This is a genomic window from Corynebacterium vitaeruminis DSM 20294 (genome assembly GCF_000550805.1).
In the GTDB taxonomy this organism is placed as follows: Bacteria; Actinomycetota; Actinomycetes; order Mycobacteriales; family Mycobacteriaceae; genus Corynebacterium; species Corynebacterium vitaeruminis.
In genome coordinates, this window is sequence record NZ_CP004353.1 from 1,750,914 (window position 1) to 1,765,473 (window position 14,560).

Annotated in this window: 11 protein-coding genes; 6 read left to right on the forward strand and 5 right to left on the reverse strand. The window is 64.7% G+C overall.

The features are described 5' to 3' along the window. Nucleotides 1–14 precede the first annotated feature (14 nt). The gene (galE, locus tag B843_RS08040) at nt 15–998 is read left to right on the forward strand and encodes a UDP-glucose 4-epimerase GalE (protein WP_025252993.1); all 984 of its coding nucleotides are present in this window, start codon (nt 15–17) and stop codon (nt 996–998) included. A gap of 43 nt (nt 999–1,041) precedes the next feature. Here galE and B843_RS08045 read toward each other — a convergent pair whose 3' ends face one another. Continuing rightward, complete coding sequence (locus B843_RS08045) at nt 1,042–2,112, reverse strand: DUF4192 domain-containing protein (RefSeq protein ID WP_025252994.1); 1,071 nt, start codon at nt 2,110–2,112, stop codon at nt 1,042–1,044. Nucleotides 2,113–2,376: 264 nt separating this feature from the next. Between B843_RS08045 and B843_RS08050 the strand changes: the two genes are divergently transcribed. Beyond that, the gene (locus B843_RS08050; protein WP_025252995.1) at nt 2,377–3,336 is read left to right on the forward strand and encodes a PAC2 family protein; all 960 of its coding nucleotides are present in this window, start codon (nt 2,377–2,379) and stop codon (nt 3,334–3,336) included. A 73-nt stretch (nt 3,337–3,409) separates the two neighbouring features. Continuing rightward, nucleotides 3,410–5,956, forward strand: a complete 2,547-nt coding sequence (locus B843_RS08055) for a DEAD/DEAH box helicase (protein WP_025252996.1) — start codon at nt 3,410–3,412, stop codon at nt 5,954–5,956. A 105-nt stretch (nt 5,957–6,061) separates the two neighbouring features. On the opposite strand, the gene B843_RS08060 is transcribed toward B843_RS08055, so the two are convergent. Together B843_RS08060 and B843_RS08065 are read right to left on the reverse strand one after the other, a co-directional pair. Then, a complete protein-coding gene (locus B843_RS08060; protein ID WP_025252997.1) occupies nt 6,062–6,586 on the reverse strand; it encodes a carboxymuconolactone decarboxylase family protein in 525 nt (174 codons plus the stop codon). Nucleotides 6,587–6,592: 6 nt separating this feature from the next. Then, a complete protein-coding gene (locus tag B843_RS08065; RefSeq protein ID WP_025252998.1) occupies nt 6,593–7,189 on the reverse strand; it encodes a peroxiredoxin in 597 nt (198 codons plus the stop codon). A gap of 326 nt (nt 7,190–7,515) precedes the next feature. Between B843_RS08065 and B843_RS08070 the strand changes: the two genes are divergently transcribed. After that, nucleotides 7,516–8,448 (forward strand): LysR substrate-binding domain-containing protein, encoded by a 933-nt coding sequence (locus B843_RS08070; protein WP_025252999.1) that lies wholly within the window; start codon nt 7,516–7,518, stop codon nt 8,446–8,448. Nucleotides 8,449–8,511: 63 nt separating this feature from the next. Then, nucleotides 8,512–12,501, forward strand: a complete 3,990-nt coding sequence (gene hrpA, locus B843_RS08075; RefSeq protein ID WP_025253000.1) for an ATP-dependent RNA helicase HrpA — start codon at nt 8,512–8,514, stop codon at nt 12,499–12,501. Here the strand turns inward: hrpA and nrdR are convergent. Both nrdR and B843_RS13820 read right to left on the reverse strand, forming a co-directional pair. Next, entirely contained in the window at nt 12,498–12,959 is a 462-nt protein-coding gene (nrdR, locus tag B843_RS08080; RefSeq protein ID WP_025253001.1) for a transcriptional regulator NrdR, read from the reverse strand. The two genes, hrpA and nrdR, sit on opposite strands and share 4 nt — an antisense overlap. 37 nt (nt 12,960–12,996) lie before the next feature. Then, entirely contained in the window at nt 12,997–13,167 is a 171-nt protein-coding gene (locus B843_RS13820) for a hypothetical protein (protein ID WP_155895127.1), read from the reverse strand. A 455-nt stretch (nt 13,168–13,622) separates the two neighbouring features. Between B843_RS13820 and lexA the strand changes: the two genes are divergently transcribed. Beyond that, nucleotides 13,623–14,333 carry a transcriptional repressor LexA gene (gene lexA / locus B843_RS08085; RefSeq protein ID WP_025253002.1) on the forward strand — a complete coding sequence of 237 codons (711 nt, stop codon included), beginning with the start codon at nt 13,623–13,625 and terminating at the stop codon, nt 14,331–14,333. Nucleotides 14,334–14,560 lie beyond the last annotated feature (227 nt).

Below are 14,560 nucleotides of genomic sequence, written 5' to 3' on the forward strand. Positions count from 1 at the left end.
ATTGTGAGCAGATCATGAAGCTTTTGGTCACCGGCGGTGCCGGCTACGTCGGCAGCGTGTGTGCCAAGGTCCTGATGGAAAAAGGCCACGACGTGGTCGTCATCGACAATTTCAGCACGGGCAACCGCGACGCCGTCCCCACCGGCGCGCAGCTCATCGAAGGCGACGCGCGCGAGAAGGCAAACGAGGTCCTCTCCTCCGGCGACTTCGACGCGGTCCTCCACTTCGCCGCCCGCTCACTCGTGGGTGAGTCGGTGGAAAAGCCCGACGAGTACTGGCACCACAACTTCGTCACCACGCTGTCGCTTCTCGACGCCATGCGCGCGAACAACGTCAACAGCTTGGTCTTCTCCTCGACGGCGGCCACGTACGGCGAGCCCAAGGTCGTCCCGATCACCGAGGACGCCGAGACCAAGCCCACCAACCCCTACGGCGCGACGAAGCTGGCCATCGACTACGCCATCACCTCCTACGCCAACGCCTTCGGCCTCGCAGCCACCAGCCTGCGCTACTTCAACGTGGCGGGCGCCTACGGCGACACCGGCGAGAACCGCGAGGTGGAGACCCACCTCATCCCGCTCGTCCTGCAGGTAGCGCTCGGCCACCGCGACAAGATCTTCATGTTCGGTGACGACTGGCCCACCCCGGACGGCACCCCGATCCGCGACTACATCCACATCCGCGACCTCGCCGAGGCCCACGCCCTCGCGCTGGAGAGCAACACCCCCGGCAGCCACCGGATCCTCAACCTTGGCTCCGGCGACGGCTACTCCGTCAAGCAGGTCATCGAGGCCTGCCGCGAGGTGACCGGCCACCCGATCCCCGCGGAGGTCGCACCCCGGCGCGCGGGTGACCCCGCGGTCCTCATCGCCTCCTCCGAGAAGGCCATGAAGGAGCTCGGCTGGAAGCCGCAGTTCACCGATCTGAAGACCATCGTCGAGGACGCATGGGCGTTCACCTCGGCGCTCGGCGACCGCGCGCACAGCGCGCGCCGCTAAGGCCCTAAGACACGCCCCGGAGAGCACGCTCCCCGGGGTTTATTCATGCCGCGAGGTCGCCCTCGCCCAGTACCCCGGCGCTTTCCAGCGTCGCCAAGCTCCCGCGCTTCATCGTCTCGACAACGCCTACCCCTATCCCCTGCTGGTACCCCTGGAGCAGCAGCTGGGAAAGGCGATGCCCCGGGCACTCCTCCTGCGCGATCGCGAGCGCGATGGGCGCCCTAAAGCTCGCGGGCTCGCCCAGCACGAGGGCCGCGTAGATCGCCAGCGCGTTGGCACGAACCTCGCCCGAGTTCCGCTGGGAGACCTCCACGAGGGCCACCCGGGCCTCGTGTTTGAGCTCGAAGAGCACGGAGATCACGCAGTCGCGCAGCCAAGTCCGCGCCAGCCACGGGGCAAGGGCCTCGGCCGCGCGATCTCTCGCTTCGTCGCCCTGGTCGTCGGAAAGCGAATGCAAAACGGTGCGTAGTTCCTCTAGCGCGGCGCGCAGACCGTGCGGATCGTGGAGCAACGCCGACTCCATCGCCTGCGCGCGCTCGGCGGTCTCCCCGGGGTCAGAGAGGACTTCCACGAGCCTGAAGAAGGCCATCGCCTCCTCCCGGTCGACGTCAGGCAGCTCGCCAGCCCCGACCAGCCCGCGCATGGTGATCGAATCGGCGACGAGCGGAATGCTTCCGCTCATCCACTCGGAGTGCGGGCCCGGGCCGCCGTCCTCGGCGAAAATGAGCGCATAGGGGCTACCCGTCGCGATCTCCGGCGCGTGCCACGCCCCGAGGATGGGTACCTCCCCGCAGCTCGCGGCGGCTAGGAGCAGGTCGAAGACGCCCGCGTCGCGGTTGTCCTCCTCGTCGCCGATAACGAAGGCGAAGCAGAAGGCCACCCCGGTGCGCGCGAGCGCCTCGCACGCATCGTCCAGGAAGCGCAGATCGTCGATGTTGAGCCGGAGGACCGGTCCGAGCGTGTGAATGTTCCCCACCTCGCCGTCATGGAAGCCCGCGAGGATCACGGAGTCGTGCGGGTAGAAGCCGAGGATGCCTGGGAGGTTCGCGAGCAGCGTGCCCGGATTGCTGATTGGCCCATGACACGGGCGGTTTTTGTCTGAGAAGTTCGTCATGGACACACCTTCTCCAGCTAGGTCAAGCCCGCGCAACCCCCTCGGGGAGAATCTGTGGATAACCGACCTGCTGGTGCTAGTGTGACGACTTATCCACAGGCCCCCTTTCCTCGCCTCGCGCACGCACGCGCGCCTTGCTAGGCTGGAACGTTCCTATCCACGCCGGTATGGAACAAATGTTCCGTGCGGCGCGTTGATGAAAGTACACGGGCGGGGTGTGCATCATCTCCGCCCAGCCAGAACATATTGCGAAGGAGAACGATCATGCCACGAGAAAACGAGAGCATGTACGAGCTGCAATTCCCAGCGCCTTTCGTCGCAAACCCTGGCGCTGAAGGACCCACGCTGGTCGTGGCTTTGCAGGGTTACGCGGACGCCGGACACGCCGTGGACAGCACCGCGAACCACCTCCTGGCGGCGCTGGACCACCGCCTGCTGGCAAGCTTCAACAACGACGAGCTCATCGACTACCGATCCCGCCGCCCCGCGGTCACCATCGACCACAACACCGTGGTGGGCGTGGAGGACATCCGCCTAGGCATCAACGTCATGCGGGACAACGTGGGCACCCCCTTCCTCCTCCTCAGCGGCCCCGAGCCGGATCTTCGGTGGGAGGCGTTTACCAAGGCCGTGGCAGACCTAGTGGAGAAGTTCGGCGTGAGCCAGACGATCTGCCTCTACGCCGCGCCCATGACCGTGCCGCACACCCGCCCCATGGTGGTCTCCGCCCACGGAAACTCCGCCAAGCTGCTGGAAAACCAGTTCACCATCGATTCGAAGATCACCGTCCCCGGATCTGCGTCGCTCCAGCTGGAGCGGCTCCTGAACAAGCGCGGGCTCAGCGTCGCGGGATACACCGCGCACGTGCCGCACTACCTGTCCAGCTCCCCCTACCCGCAGGCCACGCTGCGCCTGCTGGAGGCGGTCGCCGAGGCCGCCGGGCTCCAGCTGCCGCTCAAGGCGCTGGAACGGGACGCGGAACGCACCAGCCAGCAGATCGAGGAGCAGATCGCTAGCTCGCCGGAGATCGAGCAGGTCGTCCGGATGCTGGAGCAGCAGTACGACCAGGAGCTCGAGCGCTACCGCGAACGCAACCCCAACGTGCTCCTGCCCAAGTACGACGAGGAGGTCGACGCGGACACCCTCGGCGAGGAGTTCGAGCGTTTCCTCGCCGAGCTGGACGAACAGTCGGGCGGCGACGCGCCCGAGGACCCGCAGGAATAAGGGAAAGACTTCCACCAAGGGGGTGCCGCCGCAAGTGGCACCCCCTTCGCGCGTCCCACTAAGGTGAGTAATTGTGAATCTCACCCAGATGCTGCCAGACCTCAAGGAAGTCCCCGAGTCGCTCGTCGACGAGTCGATCTTCGACTCGTTTATCTCGTGGACTCGCGACCGCGGGATCACCCTCTACCCCGCACAGGAGGAGGCCGCGCTCGGCATCTTGGCGGAGGACAACGTCATCCTGGCCACGCCGACGGGCTCGGGAAAGTCGATGGTGGCCATCGCCGCCCACTTCATCGCGATGGCCCGCGGCCAGCGCAGCTTCTACACCGCACCCATCAAGGCGCTGGTGAGCGAGAAGTTCTTCGCCCTGTGCGAGATCTTCGGGCCGGAGTCGGTGGGCATGATGACCGGCGACGCCACCGTCAACGGCAACGCGCCGATCATCTGCGCGACCGCGGAGATCGTGGCCAACATCGCCCTGCGCGAGGGCCCCGACTCCCGGATCGACCAGGTGGTCATGGACGAGTTCCACTACTACTCCGAGCCCGACCGCGGCTGGGCCTGGCAGGTGCCGCTCTTGGAGCTTCCCAAGGCCCAGTTCCTGCTCATGTCCGCCACCCTGGGCGACGTCTCCGGCATCTCCACGGACCTGTCCGCGCGCACGGGCCGCGCAACCAACCTCGTGGGCAGCGACGCCGAACGCCCCGTCCCCCTCGACTTCGAGTTCGTGTACACGCCGGTCCACGAGACTATCGAGAACATCCTCAGTACGGGCAAGGCGCCGGTCTACGTCGTGCACTTCACGCAGCGCGAGGCCGTCGAGCGCGCCCAGTCGCTGGGCAGCCTCAACATCCTCACGCCCGAGGAAAAAGAGCGGATCCGCCAGGAGATCGGCGACTTCAAGTTCACCACCACCTTCGGGCAGACGCTGTCCAAGCTCGTGCGCAAGGGCATCGGTGTGCACCACGCGGGAATGCTGCCCAAGTACCGTAGGCTCGTCGAAAAGCTCTCGCAGACCGGCCTGCTCAAGGTGATCTGCGGTACGGACACCCTCGGCGTGGGCATCAACGTGCCCATCCGCACCGTCTTGTTCACCGGACTGGCCAAGTTCGACGGCACCAAGCAGCGCATCCTCGCCTCGCGCGAGTTCCACCAGATCGCCGGGCGCGCCGGGCGCGCGGGCTACGACACGGTCGGATACGTCATCATCGAGGCGACCGAGCACGAGATCGAGAACTGGCGCGCCCGCGAGCGCGCAGGCTCCGACCCCAAGAAGCTGAAGAAGATCCGAAAGAAGTCCGCCCGCGAGGGCGAGGTCACCTGGACCGCCAAGACCTACGAGCGGCTCATCGAAGCCGAGGCCGAGCCGCTGACCAGCCAGTTCCGGGCGTCCAACTCGGTGCTGCTCAATGTCATCGCGCGCGGCGGGGACGTGTACGGAAACCTGAAGGCGCTGCTGCGCGGGAACCACAACACCCGCGACCGCCAGAACAAGGACATCCTCAAGGCCATCGAGCTCTTCCGCGGACTCGTCCAGGCGGGCATCGTGGTGGAAAGGCGCGAGGCGGGCGAGCTGTCCTACGAGATCACCGAGGACCTCCAGCGCGACTTCGCGCTCAACCAGCCGCTGGCCCCGTTCGCGCTCGCCGCACTCGAGCTGCTCGACCGCGAGTCGGAGAACTACACCTTCGACGTCATCAGCGTCTTCGAGGCGGTGCTGGAGGATCCCCGGCCGCTGCTCATCGCGCAGCAGAAGGCCGCCCGCGGCGAGGAGATCGCCAGGCTGAAATCCGAGGGCGTGGACTACACCGAGCGCATGCAGCTGGTGGAGGAGATCACCTGGCCGCGCCCGCTCGAGGAGCTGCTCGAGAACGCCTACGACACCTACTCCGCCGGCCACCCCTGGGCGCGGGAGTTTAGCCTGAGCCCCAAGTCCGTCATCCGCGAGATGATCGAGAAGGGCATGACCTTCTCCGACCTCATCGCCACCTACGGGATCGCCCGAGCCGAGGGCGTCGTTTTGCGGTACCTGACCGACGCGTGGAAGACGCTGCAGCACACGATCCCCGTCGACGCGCTCACCGACGAACTCGACGACGTCATCGTGTGGCTGGGAGAGCTCGTCCGGCAAGTCGACTCCTCGCTGGTCGACGAGTGGGCGCAGATGGCCGACCCCGACGCCCCCATCAGCCAGGACACGCTGGCCCAGGAGCTCGCCTTCGGCGTCGAGGACCCGACCGCGCTCACGGCGAACGCCCGCGCCTTCGAGATCATGGTGCGCAACTTCGCCTTCCGCGTGGTGCACCTGTTCGGCATGGAGAAGGAGGACGAGCTCGAGGCCATGTTCTCCTACCTCAAGGAGCAGCCCAGCTGGCCCGACGAGCTCGACGCCTACTTCGACGAGTACGACGACATCGACCTCGGGCCCGAGGCCAGGGGCAAGGACTACTTCCGCTGCGCCCGCAGCGTGGAGGGCAACGCCCGCCGCTGGGAGGTCCTGCAGACGCTCAAGGACCCCGCGGGCGACAACGCCTTCCGGCTGCGCATCCTCGTCGACCTCGACGCCTCCGACGAGGCTGGCGAGGTGCGCGCGCACTCGGTGGAGCTGCAGCAGCTTTGATCGGGCGGCCGCGCGCCATGGCCGTCGACAAGCACAAGCAAAGCCCCAGGCCGCGAAATGCGAACCTGGGGCGCGGCCGCGAACGACGCGACCGAAAAGGATGCCTTAGCGGGCTGCCTCGATCTGGACCGCCTGGGCGACGGCCTGGATGACGGCGGCGACCTTGACGGCCTCCCACACCTGCTCCTTGGTCAGGCCCTCCTCGCGGACGGTGCCCGCGTGGGCGATGAGGCAGTGCTCACAGCCGTTGATGGAGGAAACCGCGAGAGACCACAGCTCGAAATCTGCCTTCTCCACACCCGGCTTAGAGATGATGTTCATGCGCATACCGAACTTGACCTGCGCGTAATCGTCGCCGAGCCAGTTCTTGGCGCGGTAACCAACATTGTTCATAGCCATGACGGTAGCGGCACCAAACGCGGCCTCGACAGCCTCGGGAGAAAGGTGCTCGCTTGCCTCTTCCATGACCTCGGAGAGGACGGTGTCGTTGCGGGTGGCAGCGGCACAGGCCAGCAGGGTTCCCCACAGCTGCTGCTCGCTCAGCTCGGTGGAGCGGGTCAGGGAGCCGAGGTTCAGCTTTTGATCCTTCGCGTACTCAGGGAGCGAAGACTTCAGATTCTCGATAGACATAGGCGGTTACTTCAGGCCTTCCTGGATGACGGACATCTTGTCGATGTTCTTGGTCGGGTCGTTCTTCTGCCAGTTGCAGGCGCAGACCTCCTCGGACTGCAGGGCGTCCAGGACGCGGAGGACCTCGTCGACGTTGCGGCCCACAGCGTCCGGGGTGACGGACACGAACTGGATGATGCCGTCGGGGTCGACGATGAAGGTGGCGCGGTCAGCAACGCCGTCGGCGTTCTCGACGCCGAGCTCGCGGATGAGCTCGTGCTTGATGTCGGAGAACATCGGGAACGGGATCTCCTTCAGCTCCGGGTGGGTTGCACGCCAGTTGAAGTGGGAGAACTCGTTGTCGATGGAGCCGCCGAGGATCTGGGTGTCGCGGTCCTGGAACTCCTCGTCGAGCTTGCCGAATGCGGCGATCTCGGTGGGGCAGACGAAGGTGAAGTCCTTCGGGTAGAAGAAGACAACCTTCCACTTACCCTCGTAGCTGTCAGAGCTCACCGTCTCGAAGTAGTCTTCCGGCTGGGTGGCGTTGACATCGTGCAGGTCGCCGCCCTTGAGGGCAACGAGAGAAAACTCAGGGAACTTCTCACCAACGGTCTTAATAGCCATCTTTTCCTCCATATGTGGGGTCGATTTTTGAAGACAATAGCGGTTAGGGGCCAATCCGCCGCCTGTGTCGGGCCCTTCTATCCCCGCTCCTCGCCTCCGCGGCCCACTGTGACCACGGAGCATAGGAGTGGGCGATGAGGCCCGGCAGAATCTTGAGCCCTGCCACCAAAACTGATCTTAAGCTCCGCTCCAAGGAAGCGCTAGGAAGTGGAAAAGAAAGTTCTGATTGACTTTCTTAACTAATTTCGAGCCTGCAATACATTATGCCTATCTTCTTTCGATTCGTCAATATGAAATCACGTTAAATTTGTATATAGTTTATAGGTATGAACAATAAAGAGTATCGGCCCACTCTCGCGCAGCTGCGGACTTTCGTGACGATCGCTGAAAACAAGCACTTCGGAACCGCTGCAGCCAAGCTCAACATTTCCCAGCCGTCGCTCTCCCAGGCGCTCGTCGCCCTCGAGGCGGGGCTGGGCGTCCAGCTCATCGAGCGCTCGACGCGCAAGGTTATTGTTACCCCCGCGGGGGAAGCGCTCCTCCCCTACGCGAAGTCGACGCTAGACGCGGCGGACGCCTTTATCGCCCACGCCCACGGCGCCTCCGGCACGCTCGCCGGCCCCATGTCCATCGGCATCATCCCCACCATCGCCCCCTATATATTGCCGTGGCTCTTAGAAAGCGTGCAGCACGATTACCCCGAGCTCGAGCTCCGCATCGTCGAGGATCAGACGAAGCACCTGTTTAGGCAGCTCAAAGACGGCCAGATCGACTGCGCCGTGCTGGCGCTTCCCACCGAGCAGCAGGGCTTGGTGGAGATTCCGCTGTACGACGAGCACTTCATCATGGTCGTCCCCCACGACCACACCTTCGCCCACCGCGAGGATCTCCAGCTGGAAAACCTCAAGGACATCGACCTCCTGCTCCTCGAGGACGGCCACTGCCTCCACGACCAGATCGTGGACCTCTGCCGCCAGGTGGAGGTCAACCCGGAGAACTCCCCGCTGGCGGAGACCCGCGCGGCGTCCCTGACCACCGTGCTCCAGCTGGTCGGCGCGGGAATCGGCGGCACGCTGGTCCCCGAGTCGGCGGTGAGCATCGAGTGCACGCGCCCCACGATTGCTACCGCGCACTTCAATCCCAACGTCACCGCCTCCCGCAAGGTGGGCCTGGTGTACCGCTCCTCCAGCTCGCGCGGCGAGGAGTTCCACAAGCTGGGCACGCTCGTCGCGGGCGCGTTCGCCAAGTCGATTTCCTAGCCGGAATCGTTTCCGGCCGCGGTTATTCCGCCCGGTGCGCGGTAGTTACAATGTCACTTGACTATGAACAACCACGCTGACTCCCCCCGGCATCCCTCGCCCCGCGGCAACCACCCGCGCCACGCGAAAAGGAAGGCGACTCCGCCAAACCCCGAGGCCTTAAGGCGCAGGGATGAGCTCCTTTCCCAACTCGAATTAGTTAGCCTTGCCGACGACTACGGTTTCCGGCGCCGGCTCCACAAGGCGCGCTCCGCGGCCGCCTTCGACGCCATCGCCAACGACATCACCCGCGCGGCGGAAGACGTGGAGCTGCGCAGGCTGTCCATACCGGAGATCTCCTTCCCCGAGCAGCTGCCCGTCTCGGCCCGCAAGGACGACATCGCCGAGGCCATCGCCAATCACCAGGTCGTGATCATCGCTGGCGAGACCGGCTCCGGCAAGACCACCCAGATCCCCAAGATCTGCCTCGAGCTCGGCCGCGGCGTGCGGGGAATGATCGGGCACACCCAGCCGCGCAGGCTCGCAGCCCGCACGGTCGCCGAGCGCATCGCCGCCGAGACCGAGACCGAAATCGGCGATCTAGTCGGCTACGCCATCCGCTTCGACGACGTGGTCTCCAAGCAGACCGCCGTGAAGATCATGACGGACGGCATCCTGCTGGCTGAGATGCAGCGGGACCGCTACCTCAACGCCTACGACACGATCATCATCGACGAGGCGCACGAGCGCAGCCTCAACATCGACTTCCTGCTCGGCTACCTCAAGCGGCTTCTCCCCAAGCGCCCCGACCTCAAGGTGATCATCACCTCGGCGACCATCGACCCCGAGCGCTTTGCGGAGCACTTTGCCGACTCCGAGGGAAACCCCGCTCCCATCATCGAGGTGTCCGGACGCACCTACCCCGTCGAGATCCTCTACCGGCCGCTGCAGGCACAGGTGGGCGAGAAGACGGTCGACATCGACCCCGTCGACGGCCTCATCGACGCCCTGCAAGAGCTGATGGGCTACGGCGACGGCGACATCCTGTGCTTCTTCGCAGGCGAGGCCGACATCCGCGAGGCGAGGGAGGCCATCGAGGGCCAGAAGTGGCGCGGCGCCGAGGTCGTTCCCCTCTACGGCCGGCTGTCCAACGAGGAGCAGCACAAGGTGTTTCGCCCGCACTCCGGGCGCCGCATCGTGCTGGCCACCAACATCGCCGAGACCTCGCTGACCGTGCCCGGCATCCACTTCGTGGTGGACACCGGAACCGCCCGCATCTCCCGCTACTCGCTCAAAAACAAGGTTCAGCGCTTGCCTATCGAGCCCATCTCGCAGGCCAGCGCCAACCAGCGCTCGGGACGATGCGGCCGCGTTGCCGACGGCATCGCCATCCGCCTGTACTCGGAGGAGGACTTCGAGGCGCGCCCGGAGTTCACCGACCCCGAGATCCTGCGCACCAACCTGGCCAGCGTCATCCTTCAGATGGCCAGCCTTCGCCTAGGCGACATCGACGAGTTCCCGTTCATCCAGAAGCCGGACACCCGCTCCATTCGCGACGGCCTGCTGCTGCTCCACGAGCTCGGCGCGCTGACCAACTCCACTTCGGAGAACGGCTCCCCGACGCTCACCCGCGTCGGACGCACGCTCGCGAGGATCCCGGTCGACCCGCGGATGGCGCGCATGCTCGTCGCCGGACAGCAGCTGGGCTGCCTGGGCGCGGTCTACGTCATCGTCGCCGGGCTGTCCATCCAGGACATTCGGGAACGCCCCTTGGAAAAACAGGCCCAGGCCGACCAGCTCCACGCCCGGTTTAGGGACAAGACCAGCGACTTCCTCACCTACCTCAACCTGTGGAACTACATCTCCGGCGAGCGCGCCCAGCTGTCCGGCAACGCCTTCAAGAAGAAGATGCAGGCAGAGTTCCTTCACTACATGCGTATCCGCGAGTGGTGGGATCTTGTCCGCCAGCTGCAGAACATCGGTGACCAGATCGGCTGGGACAAGCCGGCGGACGACGTGGAAAAGCCGGACGAGGACGCCATCCACCGCTCGCTGCTGTCGGGTTTGCTCTCCCACATTGGTATCCGGGTCGCCGAGTCGAGGGAGTTTCAGGGCGCCAGGAACACCCGCTTTGCGATCTTCCCGGGCTCCGCGCTGTCCAAGAAGCCGCCGCAGTTCATCATGGCCTCGGCGCTCGTGGAGACCTCCAGGCTGTGGGCGCGCGACGTCGCGGCGATCGACCCGCGCTGGGTCGAGGAGCTCTCCCAGGATCTGCTCAAGCATCAGTACTCCGAGCCCCACTGGTCGACGAAGCACGTCAACGCGATGTGCTACGAGCGCGCCACGCTCTACGGCGTGCCCATCGTCGTCGACCGGCTCATCCCCTTTCATCGGGTCGAGCCTGAGGACGCGCGTGCGCTGTTCATCCGGCACGCCCTCGTTCAGGGCGAGTGGACCACCCACCACGCCTTTTACAAGAAGAACAGCGAGAAGCTGGCCGAGGCCGAGGAGCTGGAGGCGAAGGCTCGCCGCCGCGACTTGCTGGTGGATGAGGACAGCCTCTTCGACTTCTACGACGCCCGCGTGCCCGAGTCCGTCTACTCCGGCGTCACCTTCGACCGCTGGTGGAAGAAGGCCTCCCGCGAGGACGCAACCCTCCTCGACTTCGACCCGGACAAGCTGCTGCACGACGACGCCCAGGAGGTGACCGAGGAACAGTTCCCGAGCACCTGGTACCAGAACTCCCTCAAGCTCGAGCTCTCCTACGTGTTCGAGCCGGGCGCACCCGACGACGGCGTGACCATGCAGGTCCCCATCCCCCTGCTCGCTGGCATCAGCGAGGAGGGCTGCGAGTGGCTGGTCCCCGGCGTGCGCCTCGAGCTCGTCACCGAGCTCATCCGCTCGCTGCCCAAGCACATCCGCCGCTCGGTTGTCCCCGCCCCCAACTTCGCCGAGCGCATCCTCCCCTCGCTCCATCCCGACGAGGGCGGCCTGTTGGAGCAGATCGCGCAGCGCCTAGGCGAGATCACGCACATCACCATCGAGCCCGGTGACTTCGACCAGACGAAGCTGCCCGCCCACCTGCGCATGCGATACGCCGCCGTCGACCGCCACGGCAAGGTGATCGACTCCGACCGCGACCTCGACGCCCTCAAGCGCCGCCGCGCGGGACAGATCAAGTCGTCCGTGTCGCGGGTCAACCGCCGCATCGAGCAGAAGGAAACGACTACTTGGACAAGGGACACCCTCGGCGAGGTCAAGGAGGCCATCCAGACCACCGTCGACGGGCAGAAGGTCAAGGCCTACCCCGCGCTCGTGGCCACCCCCAACGGCATCGCGGTCAGGGCCATGCCCACGAAGGAGGAGGCAGAGGCGTCGATCTTCAGCGCGAACCTCACCATGCTGCTGCGTGAGATCACGGTGAACACCCAGAAGACGCTCAACGGGCTCCCCCTCAAGCAGCGCGTCGCGGTGGAAAACTACCCGCACGGCGGCCCGGAAGGCTTGGTCAACGATGCCCGCACCGCGGCGATCCGCGACCTCATGATGGAGCACGGCGGGCCCGTACGCACGCCGGAGGAGTTCCAGAGCCTGCTCTCCACCGTCCGGCAGCTCGTGGCGGGGAGGGTGCGACAAATGATCGTCGCGCTCGCACCCGGTCTGGTGTCCTACTTTGACATCCAGAACCAGCTCAAAGGCTGGAAGGGCGCCGCCATCGACGACCTCAACCGGCAGCTGGACTTCCTGCTGCCCGAGCACGCGGTGTCCAAGCACGGCGTATCACGGCTCAAGCACCTCCCCCGCTACCTGCAGGCCATGAGCATCCGGCTCGAGGAGATGGACAGGAACCCCGGCAAGGACCAGCAGCGACAGGAAGTCGTGGAAAAGCTCGAGGCACAGCTGAGCCAGAAAGTGTCCTCGGCACGGAAGGGCTCCATCCGGGTGTCAAACATCCGCGACATCCAGTGGCAGCTGCAGGAGCTTCGCGTGAGCCTGTTCGCACAGCGCCTGGGTACCGCCCAGAGCGTTTCCGAGCGCAAGATCGCCAAGGCGATTCAGTCGCTCGGGGCCTAGGACTCCTTCTGCCGGTCGCGTCGGCGCATGAGCCGGATCTCCGACTCGAAGTCGTCGGCGCTTTCGAAAGATTTGTACACCGACGCGAAGCGAAGGTAGGCGACCTCGTCCAGCTCGCGGAGCGGATCGAGGATGGCGAGGCCAATGTCGTTCGCGTACACCTGCGAGCTGCCCTTGTTTCGGACGGACTCCTCGACCTCCTGGGCGAGGACCTTGAGCGCGTCCTCCGACACGTTCCTCCCCTGGCAGGCACGGCGGACGCCGACGATGACCTTTTCGCGGCTGAACGGCTCGGTAATGCCGTTGCGCTTGATGACCAGCAGCTGGGCCTTCTCGATGGTTGTAAAGCGGCCCTGGCACACGCTGCACTCGCGGCGCCGACGAATCGCCGTGCCGCCGTCTATGACGCGCGAGTCAATGACCTTGGAATGCTGACTGTGACAAAACGGGCAATGCACGGCTACATCATACCCGGTTGCTACAGGTGGCCTTTTCCTAGCGGCCCTGGCTTACCGCGGGCGCGGTAGCGGCTGGCGCCGCCCCATCCTCCGGCCAGGTGGCCAGCATGCCGCCCATGAGGGTGAGCCCGAGCAAGAAGCCGACGATGAGGCTCGAAGAGGAGGCCTTGCTCGAACGGCTGACTTCCGAGGAAGCCTCCGTTTCCACATGTTCACCTTCCCCTAGATCGAATGTGCGAACCGGTGCTAGGCCGGCACCGATCTCGAGTGTCCCGCCGTCCCAGGTTGCAGCAGCGGGAACGACAAGCGCGGCCGGGCCACGAGTATGACGACGCGTGCTGGCACGTGGCGACAAGATAGTCATTACAACTCCTTTGAGGAAAACTAGGTCGATCTGTAGGAACACGCAAAACCTTAAACAAAAGGTTCCCCACCGAAACCAACCGATTCGCATGTCTGTTCGAAATTATGGATTGTTTTCGAATGGTTGTCAATCCCGCGACACGAAATTCGAACATGTGTACCTGTTTGTCCCCTCATGCGCTACACTGTCCTAGGAAAGATCAAATAGGTTTTCGAGATCGCCCTTTCGAATCCTTTTCCACACGCTGCGCCGGTCCCCACTCCCCGAGCGACGAATAGACGCAAAGGACACAACACACTATGAGCACAGAGAAGTCTTCGCCACAGCCCAAGGAACCGAAGCTCACCGAGCGACAGCGCAGGATCCTCGAGGTCATCCGGGACGCGGTCGTCTTGCGCGGCTACCCGCCGAGCATCCGCGAGATCGGCGACGCGGCCGGGCTTCAGTCCACATCTTCAGTGGCCTACCAGCTAAAAGAGCTCGAGAAGAAGGGGTTCCTGCGCAGGGACCCCAACAAACCCCGCGCCGTGGACGTCCGAGCCCTTCCGGAGCAGCCAAAGAAGCCGGGGAAAAAGGCCGCAAAGCTCGCCCCGGTTCCCGACAAGGTCCCGGAAGAGCTTTCTTCCATGTCCTCCGGCACCCACATGGTCCCCGTCGTGGGATCGATCGCGGCTGGTGCACCCATCCTGGCAGAGGAGAACATCGACACCTATTACCCGCTGCCCGCGGACATCGTCGGCGAGGGCGAGCTGTACATGCTTCAGGTCGTGGGCGAGTCCATGATCGAGGCCGGAATCTTGGACGGCGACTGGGTCGTTGTGCGCTCGCAGCCGGTGGTCGAACAGGGCGAGTTTGCGGCCGCACTCATCGACGGCGAGGCCACCGTGAAGGAGTTCTTCCGCGATTCCACCGGCGTGTGGCTGCTTCCCCATAACCCCGCGTTTGACCCGATCCCCGGCAACGACGCCACCATCATGGGCAAGGTGGTCTCGGTTATGCGAAAGCTGTGATTTGCCGAACCCCTAAAGGGACGTGTTTACCGAAAATTCGGTGGGCGCGTCTTTTTCTACACCCTGATTGGGGTAGCCCGGCGGCACTTTGACGAGAGTCACATGTTTGCTTGTTTGGTATTTCCGTGCAAGTAAAACGGGCCTTTCTGGTTTTCTTCCTCGCAAATTTCTGATTGAGTGCCCGTTTACTCCTCATTCAAAAAGAAAGTGTCTTCTCGGGCCCCTCC